At 55.9% G+C, this 20638-nt stretch carries 15 protein-coding genes, 1 tRNA gene and 2 rRNA genes; 13 read left to right on the forward strand and 5 right to left on the reverse strand.

What is annotated here, in order from left to right:
- The 4 genes from VI123_RS07240 to VI123_RS07255 all read left to right on the forward strand — a co-directional run.
- A 23S ribosomal RNA gene (locus VI123_RS07240) occupies positions 1-92 on the forward strand; the annotation flags it as partial.
- A gap of 132 nt (positions 93-224) precedes the next feature.
- A 5S ribosomal RNA gene (rrf, locus tag VI123_RS07245) occupies positions 225-347 on the forward strand.
- A gap of 103 nt (positions 348-450) precedes the next feature.
- On the forward strand, positions 451-708 hold the full coding sequence (locus tag VI123_RS07250; protein ID WP_336337387.1) for a DUF5789 family protein: 258 nt from the start codon (positions 451-453) through the stop codon (positions 706-708).
- A 46-nt stretch (positions 709-754) separates the two neighbouring features.
- Positions 755-830, forward strand: a tRNA-Cys gene (locus VI123_RS07255).
- Between the two features lie 275 nt (positions 831-1105).
- Here VI123_RS07255 and VI123_RS07260 read toward each other — a convergent pair.
- Positions 1106-1567, reverse strand: a complete 462-nt coding sequence (locus VI123_RS07260; protein ID WP_336337388.1) for a hypothetical protein — start codon at positions 1565-1567, stop codon at positions 1106-1108.
- A 264-nt stretch (positions 1568-1831) separates the two neighbouring features.
- On the opposite strand from VI123_RS07260, the gene VI123_RS07265 reads away from it, so the two are divergent.
- The 8 genes from VI123_RS07265 to VI123_RS07295 all read left to right on the forward strand — a co-directional run bounded on the left by VI123_RS07265 (position 1832) and on the right by VI123_RS07295 (position 13837).
- The gene (locus tag VI123_RS07265; protein WP_336337389.1) at positions 1832-3001 is read left to right on the forward strand and encodes a DNA repair exonuclease; all 1170 of its coding nucleotides are present in this window, start codon (positions 1832-1834) and stop codon (positions 2999-3001) included.
- Positions 2998-6267, forward strand: coding sequence for an AAA family ATPase (locus tag VI123_RS07270; RefSeq protein ID WP_336337390.1), 3270 nt, complete (start codon positions 2998-3000; stop codon positions 6265-6267). Before VI123_RS07265 ends, VI123_RS07270 begins: the two co-directional genes overlap by 4 nt.
- The gene (locus tag VI123_RS07275) at positions 6268-7557 is read left to right on the forward strand and encodes a DNA double-strand break repair nuclease NurA (RefSeq protein WP_336337391.1); all 1290 of its coding nucleotides are present in this window, start codon (positions 6268-6270) and stop codon (positions 7555-7557) included.
- Complete coding sequence (locus VI123_RS07280) at positions 7554-9425, forward strand: ATP-binding protein (RefSeq protein WP_336337392.1); 1872 nt, start codon at positions 7554-7556, stop codon at positions 9423-9425. Before VI123_RS07275 ends, VI123_RS07280 begins: the two co-directional genes overlap by 4 nt.
- Before the next feature lie 63 nt (positions 9426-9488).
- Complete coding sequence (locus VI123_RS19295; RefSeq protein ID WP_407066991.1) at positions 9489-9701, forward strand: KTSC domain-containing protein; 213 nt, start codon at positions 9489-9491, stop codon at positions 9699-9701.
- Entirely contained in the window at positions 9701-11617 is a 1917-nt protein-coding gene (locus VI123_RS07285) for an AAA family ATPase (RefSeq protein ID WP_336337393.1), read from the forward strand. The genes VI123_RS19295 and VI123_RS07285 overlap by 1 nt, the downstream gene beginning before the upstream one ends.
- Positions 11618-11709: 92 nt before the next feature.
- Positions 11710-13098 (forward strand): ATP-binding protein, encoded by a 1389-nt coding sequence (locus VI123_RS07290; RefSeq protein WP_336337394.1) that lies wholly within the window; start codon positions 11710-11712, stop codon positions 13096-13098.
- A gap of 1 nt (position 13099) precedes the next feature.
- Positions 13100-13837: a hypothetical protein gene (locus VI123_RS07295; protein ID WP_336337395.1), complete on the forward strand. Its 738-nt coding sequence runs from the start codon at positions 13100-13102 to the stop codon at positions 13835-13837.
- On the opposite strand, the gene VI123_RS07300 is transcribed toward VI123_RS07295, so the two are convergent.
- Positions 13834-15225: a hypothetical protein gene (locus tag VI123_RS07300; RefSeq protein ID WP_336337396.1), complete on the reverse strand. Its 1392-nt coding sequence runs from the start codon at positions 15223-15225 to the stop codon at positions 13834-13836. The two genes, VI123_RS07295 and VI123_RS07300, sit on opposite strands and share 4 nt — an antisense overlap.
- A gap of 6 nt (positions 15226-15231) precedes the next feature.
- The gene (locus tag VI123_RS07305) at positions 15232-18351 is read right to left on the reverse strand and encodes an AAA family ATPase (RefSeq protein WP_336337397.1); all 3120 of its coding nucleotides are present in this window, start codon (positions 18349-18351) and stop codon (positions 15232-15234) included.
- 154 nt (positions 18352-18505) lie between these two features.
- Here VI123_RS07305 and VI123_RS07310 point away from each other — a divergent pair, with 154 nt between their 5' ends.
- Positions 18506-19753 (forward strand): hypothetical protein, encoded by a 1248-nt coding sequence (locus tag VI123_RS07310; protein WP_336337398.1) that lies wholly within the window; start codon positions 18506-18508, stop codon positions 19751-19753.
- A 25-nt stretch (positions 19754-19778) separates the two neighbouring features.
- Here the strand turns inward: VI123_RS07310 and VI123_RS07315 are convergent, their stop codons facing one another.
- Together VI123_RS07315 and VI123_RS07320 are read right to left on the reverse strand one after the other, a co-directional pair.
- Positions 19779-20231 carry a hypothetical protein gene (locus VI123_RS07315; protein ID WP_336337399.1) on the reverse strand — a complete coding sequence of 151 codons (453 nt, stop codon included), beginning with the start codon at positions 20229-20231 and terminating at the stop codon, positions 19779-19781.
- 46 nt (positions 20232-20277) lie between these two features.
- The gene (locus VI123_RS07320; RefSeq protein WP_336337400.1) at positions 20278-20625 is read right to left on the reverse strand and encodes a hypothetical protein; all 348 of its coding nucleotides are present in this window, start codon (positions 20623-20625) and stop codon (positions 20278-20280) included.
- Positions 20626-20638: the final 13 nt, after the last annotated feature.

A 20638-nucleotide genomic window follows, 5' to 3' on the forward strand; every position in this document is an offset into this window, starting at 1 on the left:
CGTACAAGACGCGGTCGATAGACTCGGGGTGTGCGCGTCGAGGTAACGAGACGTTAAGCCCACGAGCACTAACAGACCAAAGCCATCATTCATACGCACTGTGACTCATTCACCGACGAATTATCTCGTCGCTGAACGAGTCCAGGCGCAAACTGGATCGCACGAACACACGGTGGAGACCAACCGAGACCGGTACCCTCGCGGTTCGACTCCGCGACTCGGCGTTAGGCGGCCACAGCGGCGGGGTTGCCTCCCGTACCCATCCCGAACACGGAAGATAAGCCCGCCAGCGTTCCGGCGAGTACTGGAGTGCGCGAGCCTCTGGGAAATCCGGTTCGCCGCCACCATTCATACCTTACACAGCCCACCCGAGAGAAACATCCCTCTCCCGTGGGCTTCCTGTATTTATAACCAGTGCGTAACTATGCGACCGGGTCCCGAGAGTGTCGTATGACTCGTGAAGTCAAACTGAACGAACTCACGGCACTCCTCGAAGCGGCGACGTATCCGTTATCGGTCGAAGCGGCCCGAGCGGAGTTCGACGACGTACGACTCGTGTACGCGGACGGCTCCGAGCCACTATCCGCGCTACTGACTCGGGTCGACGACGAGCAGTTCAGTTCTCCGGATGAGGCACAGTCGTCGATCTACAGTACCATCCCGGTCGAGGGAGTCGGTGAACCGGGCCAGTCGGAAGGGGAAGGCTAATCGAATCCGCTACGCTTAAACGACCGAGTTGACTACTCCTATTCGCGCCAAGGTGGCAGAGTCCGGCCTAACGCAGCGGCCTGCAGAGCCGCCCATCGCCGGTTCAAATCCGGCCCTTGGCTCTAGCACGATACGCTAAAGCCCAAGACGACCTTGTCTTGGGTCTTCTCGAATTTCCACAGTCATATCTATAGATGTTGATAGGAGGAACCGGTATCGAGAGGGCGACACTCGCTGCGGCCAGCGTGAGCAGGTCCCACCTCTGTAGACATCTCTCCTCTATTGCCGGGTACATACTCATGTACGTCTGTGTGTACGCTCGTGGGTACGTGAACGAGTATGGACAAAAAAGCCCTCTACACTCGGTTCGGAGGGCGTATCTGCCACGTAACGTCTGTCACCACTTGTCCTCGGGATACGTGATTCCCAGCCGTGCCACGATTTCCTCGTGATCGTTTAGCCACTGAAGCGCTTGATCGATTCCGTCGAAAGCTGCCTGAATCTCGGTCGTGTCGACGGAGTCTGGATCCTCAGCCAACCATCGGTCATCCTGACGAACGTATGACGCACAGAGTTCCGTAATGAGCTCATCCGCTCGACGATGGAGAGCCTCATCTAGAATTTCTCCGTAGTCTGCGATGGAACTCCGCATTGAGTCGCCCTGCCCCACCTGTGACTCACGGGCGGCTACGAACTGCCGAGATTGTTCTGACAACACTAAGAGGACACGGAACTGTTCATCGCTCCTCAGTTCCTCAACAATAGCCTCGCGCAACGGTCGATAGCAGAACGTGTCCTGTTTCAAATCGACGATCTGGTCAAATCGATCTTGGTCCTGGTCCGTTGATCTAAAACTCATCGCCGACTCACCTCAAACGCGGTTCTTTCACGTTCCAGTAAGTGCATCTGGAACCAGTTTTCTTTCGTCATATGAGCGGTCCCTCACTGTGATTAATAAACGTACGCAAAATACCGACGGCCTACCCTCTCCGACTCACTTGCCAGAAAAATGCTGTAGATTACTGTTGACACTCGTATATTCCAGTTGTATAGCTATTACTTCCACTTCGGTCACCACACGTTATTGTACCCTCCGCTGTCAGGTTATAGTCATCCAAGACCAATGACCAAAATCCTCCATCTAAGCGATACACATCTCGGGAATCGCCAGTACGGAAGCGATATCCGGCGAGACGACTTCACGAATGCCTTCGACGCGGCCATCGACTGCGCGGTCAGTGAAGACGTGGATGCCGTCATCCACACGGGCGATCTGTTCCACCGTCGTACGCCCTCGCTTCCGGTCGTCACGGACTGCATCCAAACCCTCCGGAAACTCGCCGACGCGGACATCCCGTTCTATGGGATCGTCGGAAACCACGACCGGAAGATGGACAAACAGTGGCTGGACCTCATCCGAGAGACCGGCACGGCCGAACGCCTAGACCGCACGCCGACAACGGTAAACGACGACGTCGCTCTCTACGGGATTGACGCCGTCACCAAACCCGCGTGGGAGGCGACCGACTTCACACTCGACAAACCTGAGAACCGCGACGCGTTCTGCCTGCTCGGCCTCCACCAGCTATTCGAGCCGCTCGTCCCCGAATTCTACGCTGACCACAACCTCGGCAAGGTTCTCGAACGCGTAAACATCAATGTCGATGCGCTCGCACTCGGTGACTATCACCAGACTGAGAGTGGTATTATCGACGGCGTCCCTGCGTGGTACGCTGGCTCGACCGAACGCTGTGCGACGGACGAAGTAGAGCCGCGGACCGTCAGCCTGCTCGAAATAGAAGACGGTGAACTCGACCGACGAGAGATCGAACTCGACACGCGGGAGTTCGTCTCGATCCGGATTGAGTTCGACGAGGAGGACAGTCACGGGTATGCGCGCGACCAGATCGCACGGCACCAGCTCGATGACACGGTTGCTATCGTCACGCTCGCCGGTGAGCGGACACCCGTCACGTCGAGCGACGTTTACGAGATGGTCGTCGATAACGGCGCGGCGGTATGCAAGGTTGACGACCGTCGTGGACGAACACAGTTCGATCCTGAGGACGGCCCGCAGGGCGCGATTCAGAGCGCAGACAAACTCATCGAGGAGAAACTCGCCGAGCAGAACCTCAGCGAGATCACGACCGCCGTCGAGGAACGCATTCGGAGCGATGACGATCTGGCGACCAGCGAAATCGACGACGTCATCGAAGGGATGATTCAAGACGCCCAGACGGACGCCTTCGCGGACCTGGACGATGTGGATGATGATGAGGTGAGCGAGCAGTGAAGATCAACTCGCTCACGCTCCAGAACATCCGGAGCTACGAGGATCAGACCGTCGAGTTCCCCAAGGGAACGATCCTCATCCACGGTGAGAACGGGGCCGGGAAGACCTCGCTCCTGATGGGGATCTTCGGTGGGCTGTTCCTCTCGAAGATCCGCAACGTCGGGACGAATGACTTCAGGCTTGACGACCTCGTGCGACGCGGCGAAGACAAAGGAACGGTAGAGCTCGTCTTCGAGATCGACGGCACCGAATACACCGCGACGTGGAAGCTGTACACCACGAGTACGCCGAACAGCGCCACGCTTGACGCGCCTTCGTTCTCCGAGCCGATCACCGGGATCGGTCCGGTCCGCGAAGAAGTCATCAGCCTCCTTGGCATGGATGAGGACGACTTCTCCAGTTCGGTCTACGTGAAACAGGGCGAGATCGACCGGCTGATCGACGCCGGCAACCGCGCCGAAATGATCGACAGCTTGCTCGGTCTCGACGAGATCGACGAATACATCGACCGGATGAAACTCGCGCGCCGCGGAGCCGGGCGCGTCCAAGAGCGAAACAAGAACAGCCGTGAGAACTACCAAGAGGATCTCGACGGCTTCGAGTATACCGAACCGGAGTACGAGGACGAAATCCAGTCACTCACCGACCGCATTCAGGAACTGGAAGCGGAGATCGAGGAATACGACGAGTTCATCGACCAACTCAAAGAGCAACGCAACCGCATCGAGGGCGACATTGAGGATTACGAAGACCTCGAAGCACGACGCGACGACAAGGTCGAACAGATCGAGTCCGCACAGGAAGACCGCACAGACGCGCAGTCCGACATCGACGATAGCGAGTCCACAATCCAAGACGCTCAGGACGACATCGAAGCCCTCGAAGACGAGATCGCCGCCCTTGACGACGAGGTCCAGTACGATCTCACCACGGCAGATAGTGCTCGTGACGCCCGTGAGGAGGCACAGAGTGAGTACACGACCGCGTCCACAGAGCGGACGGAGCGGAAGAACGACTTCGAGAACGCACAAGCCGAGCTAGAACGCCTCGAAGAGCGCCTCACCGAGGTCCGCGACGAGCGCGAAGCACGCGTGAACGAGCGCGACGAACTCGAAGCGCGCCTCGAAGAGGCAGAGGCAGACCTCGAAGACGCCGAATCGGACCTCCATACTCGGCTTGACGACCGGAACGAGCACGTCGCGGCGTTCCTCCCTTCGGTCGACGACCTCGACGAGGTCACTGACGAGCACGAGCGCGCCGTCACGGACCGTATCGAGGATCTCCGCGAGCAGCGCGAAGACCTGACCGGGACGAAACGCGAGGTCACAACGACACGCGAGCACACCAGCGAGGATCTCGAAGACGCGCGGTCTGAGCGAGACGACGCCGAAGACGAGTTAGCCGATGCCGAGGTCGAACTCGCTGACATAGAGGCCGACATCGAGCACGCCGAGGACGACCTCTCGGAAGCCGAGGACGAGTTCGAACGCCGTCTCGACGAGCTCACTTCGCTCGGCTCCGACCTCGATATCGACGTTACCTCGGAGAATCTTGGCGAGCTCCGCGACACGGTCCTCCCGACCCGGCTCGAACAGGTCAACACCGAGTTGAACGACGTCGGGAACACTATCGCCGGCCACGAGAACGACATCGAGCGCTACGAGGAGGAGATCACTGAACTCCAAGCCCTCGAAGAAGAAGGGACGTGCCCGAAATGCGGACAGTCGGTCGACGAAACACACGTGACTGATGAGGTTGCGGACCTCGAAGCGCAGATCGATAACGCGGAGTCTGCCCTCGAAGACGAGAGGGAGACCGAGGCAGCGCTCCAGTCGGAGAAAGCGTCACTACAGGACCTCCGTGATGATGTCATCGATGCCATTCAGTTCCGCGAGAACACGCTCGTCGAGGCACGGGAGGACGTGACGTCGCTCCGAGACGAGGCGGCCGACGTAGAGACTCACATCGATGATCTTGAAGATACTATCGAGGCCCGTGAGACGACGATCACCGAACTTGAGGCTGAAATCGACGAGTTCGACGAACGCGTAGCGGACCTTGACGACGAGATCGAAACCGTCACCGCCGACATCGAGACCGGGGACGAGGTGCTCAGCACGTTCGAAGCGGTCCGTGAGCAGCGTGACGCGGTCGACACGCTCGAAACCGAGATCGAAGACCTCCAGAGCGAGATCGAAGACGTGGCCGATACCATCGACACGCTCGACGAGGAAATCGCGGACCTCAACGGCGACATTGCTGACCAGGAAGCGGCTGTCGAGGACGCGGAAGCCGCCCTCGAAGCTGCGGACGAGCGCGTCGAACAGCTCGACGACGCTCGGAAGACGGTCGAAGACGCAGTCGAACGCTACGACGACATCGCCGATCTCCGAACCACGATCCACCAGGAACAGCAGTCTATCCAACACGCACGTGACCGGATCGAGGCTCTCAACAGCCAGATCGCCCGTCTCCGCCAGGAGAAAGAGGACATAGAGGACGACCTCGGCGAGAAGGATATCGAGGACCTCCAGGACGACCTGGGACAAGTCGAGGAACTCGTCGAGAAGCGCCAGGACCAGCGCGACGACCGGCAGGAGGAACTCCAAGATACCCGTGACGAGCGGACACGCCTGGAAGCAGACCTTGAGAACTTCCGTGCAACGAAGGCGCAGATCGACCTCTCGGAGCGGAAAGAGCGCTGGGCGCAGGAAGTCCACGACGAACTGGACTCGACGATTGCCATCTACGAGAGCACAAAGTCCGACCTCCGCGAACAGTACCTCGCGTACATCAACGAGTACACGAACGACATATTCAAAGAGATCTACAAGAACAGCAGCTACCAGCAGGTCCTCATCGAGGAAGCGTACAACGACCGCAGCGGGAGCTACGAGTACGACATTCGCCTGCTGCGCGACGACGGAACGACCGAGGATCCGAGCAACGCCAGCGGCGGCGAGCGCGCCATCGTGAATCTCGCGCTCCGCGCCGGCATCTATAAGCTCATCGCCGAACTCCACGGCGGCAACCAGGGCCAGCTCCCGCCGTTCATCCTCGACGAGCCCACGACATTCCTCGACGAAGGCCACGTCGGCCAGCTCGAACAGATGCTGACGACCATTCAGAACTGGAACGTCCCGCAGATCATCGTCGTTTCACACGACGAGAGCCTCATCCACGGCGCTGACCACGAGTGCTACGTCACTATCGACGAGGCGTCGAACACGAGTCAGATCACGATGCGGACTGCGGGGGACGACTGAATGGACGCGGACGCACTCGGCATTGTCCGCGAGATGTTCGACCACATCGACACGAACATTCCGCGTGACGTCACGTCACAATCTGAGTACGCGCGCGAGCTGTTCGCTCACATCGCACTCGACGGCGGCCACGTGAGCGCGCTCGACGACCCGTCATACCAGAAGACACGGATCGACGAACTTGGGACGTGGACTGGCGACCCGTGGGGCAGTCCCACATACGGGCTCGACGCGAGCACCACCCGACCCTTAGAGTTCAACAATGGACTCATCGTGGACACGGCGTACGCCAAGATCGGCGTCGCCGGCGCGAACGCGGACAAACGCATCGAGGACACGGGCACCATCGAAACCGTCGTCTACCTCGCCGACAGCGACAGCACGCTCCACCCCCAGCAGTTCGAAACGGACCACGTCGCCGGTGAAGTTGTCCAGTTCCCGTCGACCCAACGCTCGGCGACGCTCTCGAAGTCCGTCGCCACGGCCGCACAAGGCCTCGCCGAAAGCTCGCACGCCGCTGCGAAGGTAGATGCGTTCGATGGCGTGTTGTTCATCGACGGCGCGGTCTACCCGCTCGGCGTGCTCTACTGGGTTCTTCTTGACAAAGTCGGCCGGACGACTCCCGTTGGGACGTGGGAGAAACCCGACGAGATCGTCCGCAACTACATCGACGTGATCGACACCCAGTACGAGCAGGGATTCCCCGTCGTCGGCGTCGTTAAGACCTCCACCATCAGCCAACTCCTCGACGCCCTCGACGAGAAACTCGGGGCGAACGATATTACAGGTGAGCGCGGGACAGCCCCGGACGTGCCGTGGACGCGCGACCACCAATTCATCGCGGAGGTACTCCGCGACGAGAGCCTCGAACACCTCACGTACACATCCTGGTTCGTCCACGAACAAGCCCCGGTCAACGGCGAGGCGTTCGAACTCCTGGAACCCTACAGCAGCGAGCTATCGCACGGCGCACCGACAGACTACCGCCGAGCGTTCTTCTACGTCCGGCTCCCGAAGACCGGCGGTGTCCTCCGCGTCGAAACGCCGCAGCTCATGATCGCCGACGCGGCGACACGCGACGAACTCCAGTACAAGGTACTGAAAGAGATTGCACAAACGCAAGACGTGCCGCGTGCCGTCAAGCGCGCAGACCGCATCGCCCGAGTTAGCCCCGAGAACCGCGACACGATACGCGACTTCCTCACGACCGCCGACTACGCCCACGACTACAACTGGGACGGCCGCTGGAACGATATCGAACAACCGCCAGAAACTCAATTCCAACAATGAGCGACGACTTAGACGATCTCCTCGAAAACGACCCCGGCGCAGACGACGAATCGACTGAAACCGAATCCACCGCCATAGACGAACAGGCCACGGATAGTAGTGATGACGTCGAATCCGAAGCGAACGTTCCCGAGACATCTGTACCGAACGCGCTGACCGATTCCGACGAAGACGAGCTCGGTCACATCGTCGCCAGCGAAGAGATTCACGTTACGCGCAGCGACTACAAAGTCAACGCGTTCGTGAAAACCGACTGCCGTGACGACGTTCGCGTCGGTGACTACGTCCAAATCCCATATCCACAGTCAGATCCGACCGAGCAACCCGACGAACTCTTCGCTATCGTCGATGGCCTCCGATACGAACCCTACACGGAACTCGACGACAAATCTGACACGCACAACCGGATTACGGCAGCCCACACCCTCGACGAGACAGAGTTCGTTCTCGTCGCCGAACTCGAACCAATCGCCATCATCTCCGCCACCGACGGCGGGCTCGAACGCAGCATCGTCAACAAAATCCCGAAACCCAACACGCCCGTGGCGCTCTCCCTCAATGAAGAGTACCTCCGCACCGGCCTCAACATCCCGCACGACGGCGTGTTCGCCGGGTACCTTTCCGTCGGCGGCGACCGCATGACTGTTGACGGCGACCCACTCCCCTACTACATCAACAACCCCGGCATCGACCCCGTAACTAATGAAATCGAATCTGGTGAACCCGCGATCTTCCGGCACACCCTCGTCGCCGGCTCCACCGGGAAAGGGAAAACACACTTCACGAAGAACCTGCTCCGCCAGTTCGCCACGGACAAGCGCTACCCGATAGAGAACCACCAGACCGGCGACACCGAACACAGCCGCCTCAACCTTGTCATCCTCGACCCCGAAAACGAATACTCCGAAATGCGGAACGACAACCCCGAACTCCGCAACGAGGACGAACTCATTCAGCGGCTTGAACGCCAAGGCATCGAAGTCGGCGGCATCGACAACTTCGAGACATTCATCCCGGACATCGGAAACACCAACGCCCCGAGTACCGGCGAGAGTCGAAACCTCACGATCCCCTTCTCGCTCGTCGAGCACCGTCCACAGCTCCTCATGCCGTACTCCCCGACGGAAGTCACACGCGGTGCCCTCGAAAACTGCATCGACGCGTACTTCACTGACACTGACACGCCGACGTACGACGGGTTCCTCCAGTACCTCCGCACCAACGAAGACTCGGACAGCCCGCTCCGCCAGCGGTACAACATCGAAGACGGCACATGGGGCGCAATCATGCGTCGCGTCACCGACGCCGCCTACCGCGACGTCTTCGACCACGGCACCAACCCCCTCCCCGACGTGTCAAACGCCGTGTTCCGCGAAGGCCAAGTCACCGTCATCCCAACCAGCCACCTCCACGGCGCAAAAGAAGAACTCACCGTCCTCTCTATCCTCTCCTACATCATCGACAACAAAATCGACGACTACAACGTCGATCCCAACGTCAAAGACACCCCACTCCTCGTCGCCGTCGACGAAGCCCACAACTACGTCTCCGACCCGAGCACCCTCCGCGAACAATACATCGTCAACCGCGCCCGCGACGCCGTCAAACAAGGCCGCAAAGACAAACTCGGCCTCTTTATGATCACCCAAAACCCCGAAGACATCGACGGCGACATCCTCAAACAAACCAACACCAACATCTTCCTCGGCCTCCGCGAAGAAGTCATCACCAAAGTCCCCTCCATCCCCCGCGGCTACGAACAAGACCTCCAAAAATACGGGAAAGGCCAAGCCGCCATCAAAGCCCCCGACGTCGAAGCCGTCGAAGTCACCGGCCTCCCCTACTGCCTCACCCAACACAGCAACTGAGATTCTAGGGAACTCGTTGTTTGATGAATAGAACTAAATGACTATTGTGGCACATAATGTAGCATGAAGCGGGTTCCTGTCTCATCAAGCAATCTCAGCAGTGTAGGATATGATGAATCAACTCAAGTATTGGAGATTGAGTTCAACGGTGGAAGAGTCTACCAGTATTTCAATGTCCCCCAGCGAATCCACCAAGAGCTCATGAGTGCTTCTTCACATGGAAAATACTTTCATCGGAATATAAAAGACAACTATAGCTACGACCAGGTCAAATAATGCGCATTAGTTCAGTCCGTGTCCAAAACTTTCGGAGTCTTAGGGATGCGCAGATCAATTTTAATGAGCTGACTGCTCTTATAGGATCAAATGGAGCTGGAAAATCTTCGTTCCTAAGGTCGTTACAACTGTTTTATACAGCGAACGCTTCGTACTCCGAAGAGGACTTCTACAATCGCAACACAAACGAAGAGATCAGTGTTCAAGTGGAGTTCACAGATTTGGGGGAAGATGCTAAAGAAAAATTCAGTCCATATACCGGCGGTGAAACATTAACCGTAGAAAAGGTAATGGAGTATCCGGATAACCGTGGCAATCAACGATACCACGGGAATCGCTTGTATAATCCGGACTTTGACGGGTTCCGTAATGCAAGTGGCCACGATCTCCGCAGAGAATATGAGGCTCTATTTGATAGCGGCTACAGCGAATTTCCTGAGTACCAAAACCAGGAAGAAGCAGAGTCGGTATTACGAGAGTGGGAAGAGGAACACCCCGACCAATGTGAACGTAGACGAGATGACGGTCAATTCTTCGGTTTTAATTCGGTTGGTCAAGCTGCTCTTGAGGAATATACGCGATATCTCTTGATTCCGGCAGTCCGTGATGCGAGTGAGGATGCTGATGATAAACGAGGTAGTCCCCTTACGGAGCTGATGGACTTGGTCGTTCGTGCAGCACTCTCGGAACGGGATGAGCTAGAGGAGTTTCAACAAGCCGCTCAGCGGCGCTATTCAGAGCTAATTGAGGATGCATCAGAAGCAGAACTTGGTCAGTTGGAGTCTGACCTTTCCTCTACGCTAGAAACCTTCGCACCTGGTGTCGGTGTAGACCTTTCCTGGGATACAGAGAATGTCATCGATATTCAAATGCCCCAGGCAGATATCAAACTGGAGGTAGATGATTTTGTCTCGGAAGTTGAACACGCAGGTCACGGCTCTCAGCGTGCCTTCATTATTTCTCTCCTGCAAAACTTAGCAGTCCATAGCGAGGATATGAGCTCGACCGGCGAAGATGATAGCGACCACGATCCGAGCCTTATTTTAGGTATCGAAGAACCTGAACTATACCAACATCCAAATCGTCAGCGTCATCTTATGTCTATTCTGTCTTCGTTCGACGACCAGGGAATAGCAGGCACAGCTAGTAGCGTTCAGGTCGTATATTCCACTCATTCTCCTTTGATGGTGAGTATGAAGCGATTTGACGACATACGGAGCTTATCAAAGATCGAAGCAGCGGAGGATTATCCCAAACACACTCAGGTTAAACAGAGCTCATTGGAGACGCTTGCTCGACAGATGGAGAATGTCCATGAAGCAGATGAAGGAACCTTCTCCGGAGAATCGACACGCGCTCGTTTGGAACCGGTGATGACGCCCTGGGTTAATGAGGGATTCTTTTCCGACGTTGTTCTACTGGTCGAAGGGCTTGAAGACCGGTCAGCTCTTTTGGGACGGGCGAGTGCTAGGGGTATCGATCTTAGCTCTGAAGGGGTTGCTGTCCTTCCCTGCAACGGGAAAACAAAAATCGGTCGGCCCGCTATTATTTTCGAGGAATTAGGGAGATCTGTCTACGTTATGTTTGACTCAGACCATGATGATGAGTCAGAAGCAGTCATCAATAAGCGATTGCTCCGTCTTGTTGACGCTGAAGAAGAAAACTGGCCTTCGGGAGTCTATGATCGCCATGCATGTTTCCAAGAGAATCTAACCCAATGTATCAGAAACTCGCTCGACCCTGACTTCTACAACGATGCACTCCGGGACGCCTGCGACAAATACGGATATCACAAACAGTCACGAGGGGCGAAGAACCCGACGGTTATGTCTACTGTATTCGAGACTGCAAAGCAGGATGACCGGTCTGTCCCGAAGCTTGACGAAGTCATTGATCAAGTTCTTGCGTTGGTGTAATCCAAGTTCTGCTGTAAACGATATTGGTTCGGCAATTGGCCTAATTTCAGCCTCGTGAGAACGCTTATTCTGGCCGCCTGATATGTGGCATCATGGCGACTCAAACTGGAAAGTTCGATCTGAATATGGAGGAAGTGCTTGAGGCATGGGGGCCAGCCGATGCTACCCGCGAGATCCTTGCGAACGCACTCGATGAACAAGCACTCACTAGCGGCTCCGACCCTGAAGTTTCACGAGACAATAAGGGGCGTTGGCACATCCGAGACTACGGTCGCGGCCTCCGGTACGAGCACCTCACTCAATCAGAAGACGACGAAAAACTGGCCAACCCCGATACTGTCATCGGGAAGTTCGGTGTCGGACTGAAAGACGCTCTCGCCACCTACCATCGTCACGGTATCGACGTCACCATCCACTCTTCACACAACACGTTCACCATTGAAGAAGCGCCGAAACACGGGTTCGAAGAGATTTCCACCCTCCACGTAACCATCCACCCTCCACAGGAAGATATCGACGGCACGGACGTCGTTCTTGACGGGATTTCTGAAACCGCAATCGCAGACGCCAAATCGAACTTCATCCGGTACTCCGATCTGGACCTTCTAGAATCGACTGGGTTCGGTGATGTCTATCAGGTTCAAGACGGGGAAGACGCGGGCGTGTACGTCACCGGCCTCAAAGTCGCTGAAGAGCCGAACTTCCTGTTCTCGTACGACATCACGAACACGACGAAGAAAATCCGTGACGCGCTGAACCGCGAGCGCTCCAACGTCGGCCGAACCGCGTACACATCCCGCGTCAAAAAGATCCTCCAGGCGTGTGACTCCGAAGCTGTCGCAAAGCGCCTCGTCGATGACCTGCAACGATTCACCGACGGTGAAACCCATGACGAACTCGGCTGGAAACCAATCCAACTACACGCAGTCCGGATTCTCAACGCCAGACAAGACGTCGTCGTCACAACCGTCGACGAACAACAGAAACACCGGGACCTCCTCGACCACGCCAAAGACGACGGGCACTCCGTCGTGACCGTACCCGACCGAATCCGAGCCGAACTCTCAGACACATCCGACGTCGACGGCAATCAAATCCGGGACGTCACAGTCTACGAAAACGAGTACAACGACAGCTTCGAATTCGACTGGGTCGATGAATCCGCACTCACGACAAAGGAACTGGCCGCGTGGGACTCCCGCGATGAAATCCTAGAAATCGTGGGACGGCCGCAAAACTACGAGTACCGCATAGCGAGTCAGTTCCGAGCCACCGACGACGACCAGACCCGCGGGCTCCACGAGCCCGGAGAACAACGAATCATCATCCACCGTAACGTGTTAAGCGACCAGGCAGAATTTATCGGCGTCTTTCTCCACGAACTCGCACACACCAGAACCCCATTCCCCGACCAAACACGCGAGTTCGAAAGCGTACTTACGGAACTGCTCGGAGAAGTCGGCGTGGAGGCACTTTCGTAACATGGGAACACTCGTCCTTGACATCGAAACCGCGAGTCCATTCGAAGAACCACCCGAGAACTCCAACGACACGAAATACTACGAATGGTTTGCCGTCAGCCTCGCATACGCCGATGAGTTAGAAACCACGCCAGAAACCGAAGTTATGTTCCGCCGCGGCGGCTGGGACGCCTCCTATACCGTCGACCTCTACCAGCGAATGTTCGAGTGGTGCGACCAACGAGATGTCGAGCGCCTGCTCACCTACAACGGTGCCTGGTTCGACGGAAAGCATCTCCTCAACTGGGCCAGCGACATCGACGACACCGCAGACCAAACCTTCCAGGAACAAACCGAGACGCTATTCGAGAACCATATCGACGTCGCTCTCGCAGCCGCCGACGAGTACTCCGAAGAACTCTGGGACGAACAGCACATTCTCCCAGACTGGAAAGCATACAATCTCACAGAAATCAACAACGAGGGCGTCTGGTACGACGATTACGACTTCCCAGACACATACCTTTCAGACATCGATGGAGCCGCTGTCCAAGGCAAACACATCGGTCAAGTCCTCGGCGAACGCTACATCGACAACGTCGAAGCAGGCATCGAAGCGACCAGTGTCCACCGAGAACTCACACGATTGCTCGAAGACTACTGCACAAGCGACGTCGCCGACCTGATTGAGCTCTACACCACACTCGGCGGCCCAACCCTCGACGAAGCGTATCGCCGGACAGCAGCTGAAATCATCTAAAACACCTCATCTGGCGAGTCAGGGTACTGTACGATCTCGATCTTCTCCTCCGAATTCGACGGGATCTCTCGGCCCAGATCGTCCACGAACAGTAGACCTTTGACGTCAACCGAATCAAGAATATTTTCTGGGGCTTCGACATACTCATCCGTAGCAGCCTGCCTAACAAACGCCATATATTCCAGTAATTCACGTAGCCCAGTCGCAGCGTAATCGACACTCTGAGTGTATTTCACTTCTCCAATAAACACCTGGTCCAATACCCAGTCACCCGATTCCGCTGCCTGGTACCGTTCCAAAACAATGTCTGGACGGCCACCCCACAGCGAACCACTCCCACTGCGATCCAACATCCGCTCAGACAATGATTGCCACCGAGACAGCACCTCATTCATTCGGAACAAATACCCATCCGGATCGATGTCCTCATCTCCCACTGACTCGTTGAACGTGAGCTTCTCTCCTGTTGAATCGTGCGACAACCGATACCGGAATCCGTCTTGTTCCCACGTAGCGATTGTCGACGGGCTTTCTCTACTGTCAGTCAATACCCGGTACTGGACTCCCTCATAGGCATCTAATACGCGGAATACCCAGTACAGTTCAAACAGGACTTCTGTCTTCTCAGGTGCAATAATCGTGTGATTCAGAATCTCGCGTGCCTCATCACTATCCAGTTCTTGATTCACCAGCTGCCGATACCGATCCAGTAGAATCGCAGCCTCCTGATAGAATCTTGACCGAGATCGCTTGACCGATTCAACAGTCCGGTCCGTGATATCTGCCTCCTCAACATTGATGCGTTGAAGATAGATGTTCTGTTCATAGATCCGATCAAGCATCTCCACTGCAGACTCAGCCTCTACCGCGATCTCGCTGTCTGAATCGACCCATGGGCCGAGCCATCCATACCCATCTGGATTGTCCACTGCGTACTCCAGATCTTCCGTCAGAATCTCGTGAATGACGGTTAGTAACCGCTTTAACACGAGATTCTCGTCGATATTGTAATGTTCCTCTGATTGGTTACACACGAAGATCGGCTCACTAAGTCGCCCCGCCCTTGCCCGAGTCTTCACTGTCCCTTGCCAATCGATCTGCCCGCGCACCTCGCCATGATACTCATGTGCCTCCGGCGAGGTCGTCGTCTTCATCCGGCGGATACGTGCTTCCAATTCCCGCATAAAGTCCAACACCCCGACGTCCTGGTCATCCGTTTCAGCATCAGTCAACACAAAGTGAATCCGAAGCAGAGTCTCGATATCGTCTATCTCAAGATCCGAGTGCGCTGAACCGATAACTCGGTCAAACCGAACCCCCTTCCGAAGGTACGTGTGGAAATCATCCGCAATCGCATCGAGTAACGCCTCCTCACTCGTCTTCGCCATCCCAAATCACTCCTCGTCACTAGGCTGCAGGTCAACCTGGAAAAAGTCCCGCGCAACCGTCCACAACTCTCCAGCCCTATCATCCACAATCGAATCAAGCTGCTCGATCAGGGCCTCTAACTCGTTCCGACGCAGCCCCTCCAACTGCGGGAACACATACATAATCAGCGGCGACACGTAATCTGCGTCCTCACGAGTTGGTGCCGCTGCAACGTACTCGTAGATATCCTCCACAATAGCCGGTCCAATTGACCGCTCCTCGTTCACAGCCCGCCAGATCCGACCCACCGGCTCGTAATGCTGTTCAGCTTCAGGTACGCTCCCATCAGCCGCCCACACCTTCACGTACTCCTCAACCAACTCTTCTAACTCAGAATCATCCTCGTCCACCCGCTCAGGAAGCTCAGGAATCCCGACTGGAATGAACGCCCATCGTCGCATAAACGCATAACTCATCTCATACAGCGAGGTCTTGTCGAGCGTGTTCATCGTCGCAATCATCTGCCAATCCTCCGGGATATAGAACCGATTCGTGTCCACCTCCACGCCCGTCTGTGACGCATCGAGAATCTGGATCGGATCCCCATTCGATCCATCAAACGGCAACGTGACACTCTCACCCGTCAATGCAGAAAACAGCGATCCAAACGCTTTGTCGATATCAGCTCGGTTGAGTTCGTCGATGATGAGCCACTCGTTCGTCGGCGACCCATCAGCATCGTCCTGAAACCGATCCAGCACAATTCCCGGTTCGAATTCGAGCGTATTCTTCGAGGTCGTCTGATACCCACCAACGGTATCAAACGTAGACCAATCAGCTGACGCCGTCACAAGCTCAAAATCGTCTTCCCCGACTGTGTCTTCACACACCTGACGAGCAAGCTTCGTCTTCCCCGTCCCCGGCGGCCCAAACAGCAACACGTGCTTCCCATTCGCAAGCGCTCGCTCTATCCGAGACTGGATTCGGCCCCACTCCCCTTGCTCATCCTCCGCCCCATCTGGGAAGTGCAGATTCTTCCGATCCACAGTGATCTCTGAATTCGGTACCTCCAGCTCTTCAACGAAATCACCAAACGTCGTTTTCCGGGTCAACTCCAGAATCCTATCGTACTCCTGTTTGGTGAGTTCAGTAACAACAAAGCTGTTTCCCGACTCGACGAGCCTACTGGCTTCCAGTTCTGAATCCGACGTTATGTCGTTCCAACCTACCCCATCCACAGATTCATCCCAGCGGAGGGTAATCCCGGCTACCGGTTCCTCGCTATCCTCTACAGATTCCTCGTGTAACCCGCGAGCCACGTGGGCTCGCCCGACAACACGTTTTTCAGGCGAAATCTGATAGACGAGCACCTCATCGCCCCGCTGCGCCTTTTGATACGCCTCCTGATTTCGACGTTTCCCACCAGATGGACCTGTAACCGTATAGAAGGCCTCACCCCCTTCCTCCTGCCAGTCAGTGGCTTCTGCATTCACCCAGAAGTACCGCGTGGACGTCCCCAACTCCACAACGGTCCGATAATCACGGCCCGTAATCTCGATAATCGGGTGTTGGAGAGAAATAGATGTCTCAAACTCCCCACGCACTGAATTCACGTCAACCGGATCCAACTCCTCGTACTCCTCAATATCCGCGAAGCAGTGCGTCTCATCACCTCGCTCTTCTTCGTGAATCTCAACAATCCGTGCCCTCGCATAGATGTCTCCGTCTTCCAAGTATAACACACGGGCAGTCTCAGCATCCCCCAACTTCCGTGAACCAGGGATTCCCATCTTGAAATGGTACTGCTCAGCAGGTTTATCCTCCCACTCGTCACTCCCCGTTTGCAGGATGAAGAAACTCTGCGTAGCAAAATCTACACTAGCATGCTCAAGACGCTGCAGTGGAGCGAGTGTTTCCGCTGGAAGATTCCTCGCCAGAAGTCCTCGAAGTTCCTCAAAACAATCGTACGCGACGACTGTCCGATTGTCAAACTGTTTTGAAACTCCCCAGTCCTGGATATTGACCGCGTCAGAAACGCTTCGCGTAAAGACCCACTCAACGTGTCTGATACACGGATGCGTGTCTGATTCACCCTCATTAGAAAACGCGATCTCACGAACCGTACCGCCCACATACTCGTACCCATCAGGCGCTACGACACCGAGCCCCAACAGATCGTGATGTCCTCCTTTGGCGACCACGATATCTCCGGGCGACATCCGCTCTACGAGCGTTTTGCTCTGCGAATTCAACTCATCAGTAGAGACCTGGCTTAATGGTCCGATATCCCACCCCACTGAAATCACATTTCGTTCTATCCAGATCGGCCAGAGCTCTTCTGGGTACGAATGCTTGTTCGTCCCAGGTTGTACCTGCCACGCGTTCCGAGAAATTCCTTCCCTGAGCGCCTCAGACCATACGTTGTCGGCCGATTGTACCCAGTGAAGGAAGTAATCTAAATCACGGAAATGGCTCTCGAACGAGAATTCTTCTCGAACTTCAAGGAATCTCTCACGCTCATCCAGGTAATCACTCAGTTCCTGACTCACCTGCTCACCGGTCATCAACTCCATTCCATCACAAGACCGTCCGTTGATAACTGGAAAAAGATCAGGAGCCAGGTAATGAAATATCGGCGAAATACGGCCGGACTGAACCCCATAAAAGTCAATCGTCAAGATCTCACGCACTGTATCGACTAACTCCGATTCACCCTCATAGTCCTCAACAATCCGAGCAAAACACTCGTGCAAATCCCGTTCCAACTCAGGAAACTCGTCTTCTTTTCCCCCCACATGTATCGGGGGATTCGTCATACTCTGACCAACGCTTCCAACAGACGCATCGATATCATCGACGATCTGCTCTGTCTTGCCATCAGATAAGCCAAGTTGACGGACAAGCTCCCGTTTGTCCTCAGCCGACCGCCCATCACTGCTATTCTGACACAAATGATACAGCGTCTTCAGTTCCTGATCCCCAATCCGCTCTCGCTCTTCAACCAAGCTCTCGACAGTCCCTCGGACGACCCGAGTCGTTTGCTCAGCAGATTCCTTGAGCGCTTCCCACGACGGCTCTTCACGCTCTTTGAACCGATCAACAAGAAACTGAGAACGGTAATACGACTCGCCCTGAGAATCGAACATATCCTACCCTGAAAGAGTATCCTAAAAAGAGTAACTGGTATGTAGTTATATCTCCACCTCAGACCGATTCTGCCAGAATGCCGTGCTTCAATTCATCTGGCCGAGAACTGCCCATAATCTGTTTTATATTCCTCGGATAAAAACAAGAACAGCAATGGCAGCCACACTCACCGAACCAACTGTTCTAGCTGCCGCGAAGGACACGCTCTACCCGACTCTCCATGATAGCGCAAATCATTACGCTGTCACGGAAACGCAGTTCACACAACCGACCTGGGGCGGGTGGACGATCCCGGAAGAACTCCGTGACCGCCTCGCACCGTACAATACGATCCGTCTCGCAGAAGGAGAGCCCGATCTGCTCGGCGTTGGCATGCCAGCTGCCGAAGTGCTGAACGGCGACGCCGCGACCACCCCCGTCGCAGTCATCGAAGCGAAAGGCCACAACTCAGACCCAGGTGCAGCGGACGTGACTCGCGGCATCAACCAAGCACACGCTCATCTCTCCGAAGTTAATCTCGGGTACGTCGCTGCCCCGATCCAGAGCGTCACTGACACAGCACGCGCACTCGCCCGCGAACTCAACGTCGGCATCATCGGTGTCGAAACCGCTCACGACGCCACACTCGTCGAACCCGCTCGCGTCACCGGAGCCGGTGACTTCTCAACCACCATCGACGCCATCCGGTTCCAAGCAACCACGCACCACCTCACCGAAGGCAGCTTCCCAGTCAACCACCCGAAAAACTACCTCGGCTACGTCCTCGCCCTCACCGCAGACGGTAACACACGAGACATCTACGCCGATAAGGTAATCAACAGCGTGTCAGGCGGCCGCCGCGGCGCAATCCTCCTCGGCTTAGTAGATGACCGTCCCGCCGGAGAGACGCTGACACACCTCGGTGCGGAAGTCGTCCGCTTCGCCCGCACCCGGCATGGAAGCCTCTCCGCAGCACTTGACCAATTCGACGCCTGGACCGGCCGATCAACCCGATTCACCGAACTCGCCCCGCGATGGGCACAACTCGCCCGCTCAATCGCCATCCAGTACGACCCAACACAACTCATCATCGAAGCCCTCGAACACCTCCACCACACCGGCACTCACAACGCAACCATCGCTGACGTCGCCACCGAAGCCTGCCGAATCAACCAACCACTCGCCGTCGAAGTCTTCTTCACCCAAACCCGCCGCAACGATGTCCTCACCGCCGACGGCGACATCAACGAACCGACGCTTCACGACCCCACCATCTACAAATCCGGCCTCCACTTCCAATACAAATACCAACTCTACCACGTCGGACTCCTCACCACCGGCGGCACCGACGACAAAGACGAGGTCCTAAACAATTCATGGCAGTTGGAACGCTCAGTCGAAAACAACACCACCTCAAACTAGTGTATGGTGGAGTCTCCTAAGGAATCTAATAGTTCTTAGACGAGTCAGAGGACAGCGATCCTTGATTAGCTGGGTTGGAATCTGAGTCGCGGATCAAATCTTTTTCGAGGCCGTCGACAGCCCAGATGTCTTCCACAGCACGCCAGGTATCGAAATTGTTGTCCAAGATAGGATCCGGTTCCTGGTAGTACGGTTCTGGGTTGTCGACAGGGAACGGTTGATGTGAGTCGAAGTTGTCCCGTTTCCACCTGGAGGAATCGAATTGTCGGGGGACATCATATGAGCTCTCCATACTCCGGAAGCCTTTGCAGACGAGATAGCCAGCAGTTCCAGCGATCAAGCCATTCTGTGGGCCGGTAGTGATGCCCGTCGTGATACCGGTGCCAACTGCTTGCTTGAAGCAGGCAGAGACATCAAGTTCGCATCTATCAGTTTCCATATTGTAGCTTCGGCCCGTACCGCAGAGATCTTCTTGCATCTTAGTTAGAATTACTGACGAGCTTGTTGAAGGACCTTGGGGAGGATTAGTCTCCGAAGAGGTAGTCGACCAGAGTTTCCACGTATTCGGTGACATCGCTGAAGATCACTGAGAAGACGCGCCGTACCATCGACTGCTCTTCCGTGAGATCGATGAAGTTGGCTTTGTCAGCAGCTCCGACGACAGTCGGGGCGTAGGGAATGAGCGCTACCAACGCGATGAATCCGAGAAAACAAACTACGATGATATTTCCGATTAACCCTGTGAGGAACAGGGTGTCAACAATCCAGATCGCGGCGACGGTGATTATAGCCTTCCATGTGATCGCGTTCAGGTTCCACTCGAAGAGAAACCAGTAGATCCGATAGAGCAGTTGGTCGGTCAGTCCCCCCATTCTCTTACCGCAA

The sequence above is a fragment of the Haloarcula sp. DT43 genome (assembly GCF_037078405.1).
Taxonomy (GTDB): domain Archaea; phylum Halobacteriota; class Halobacteria; order Halobacteriales; family Haloarculaceae; genus Haloarcula; species Haloarcula brevis.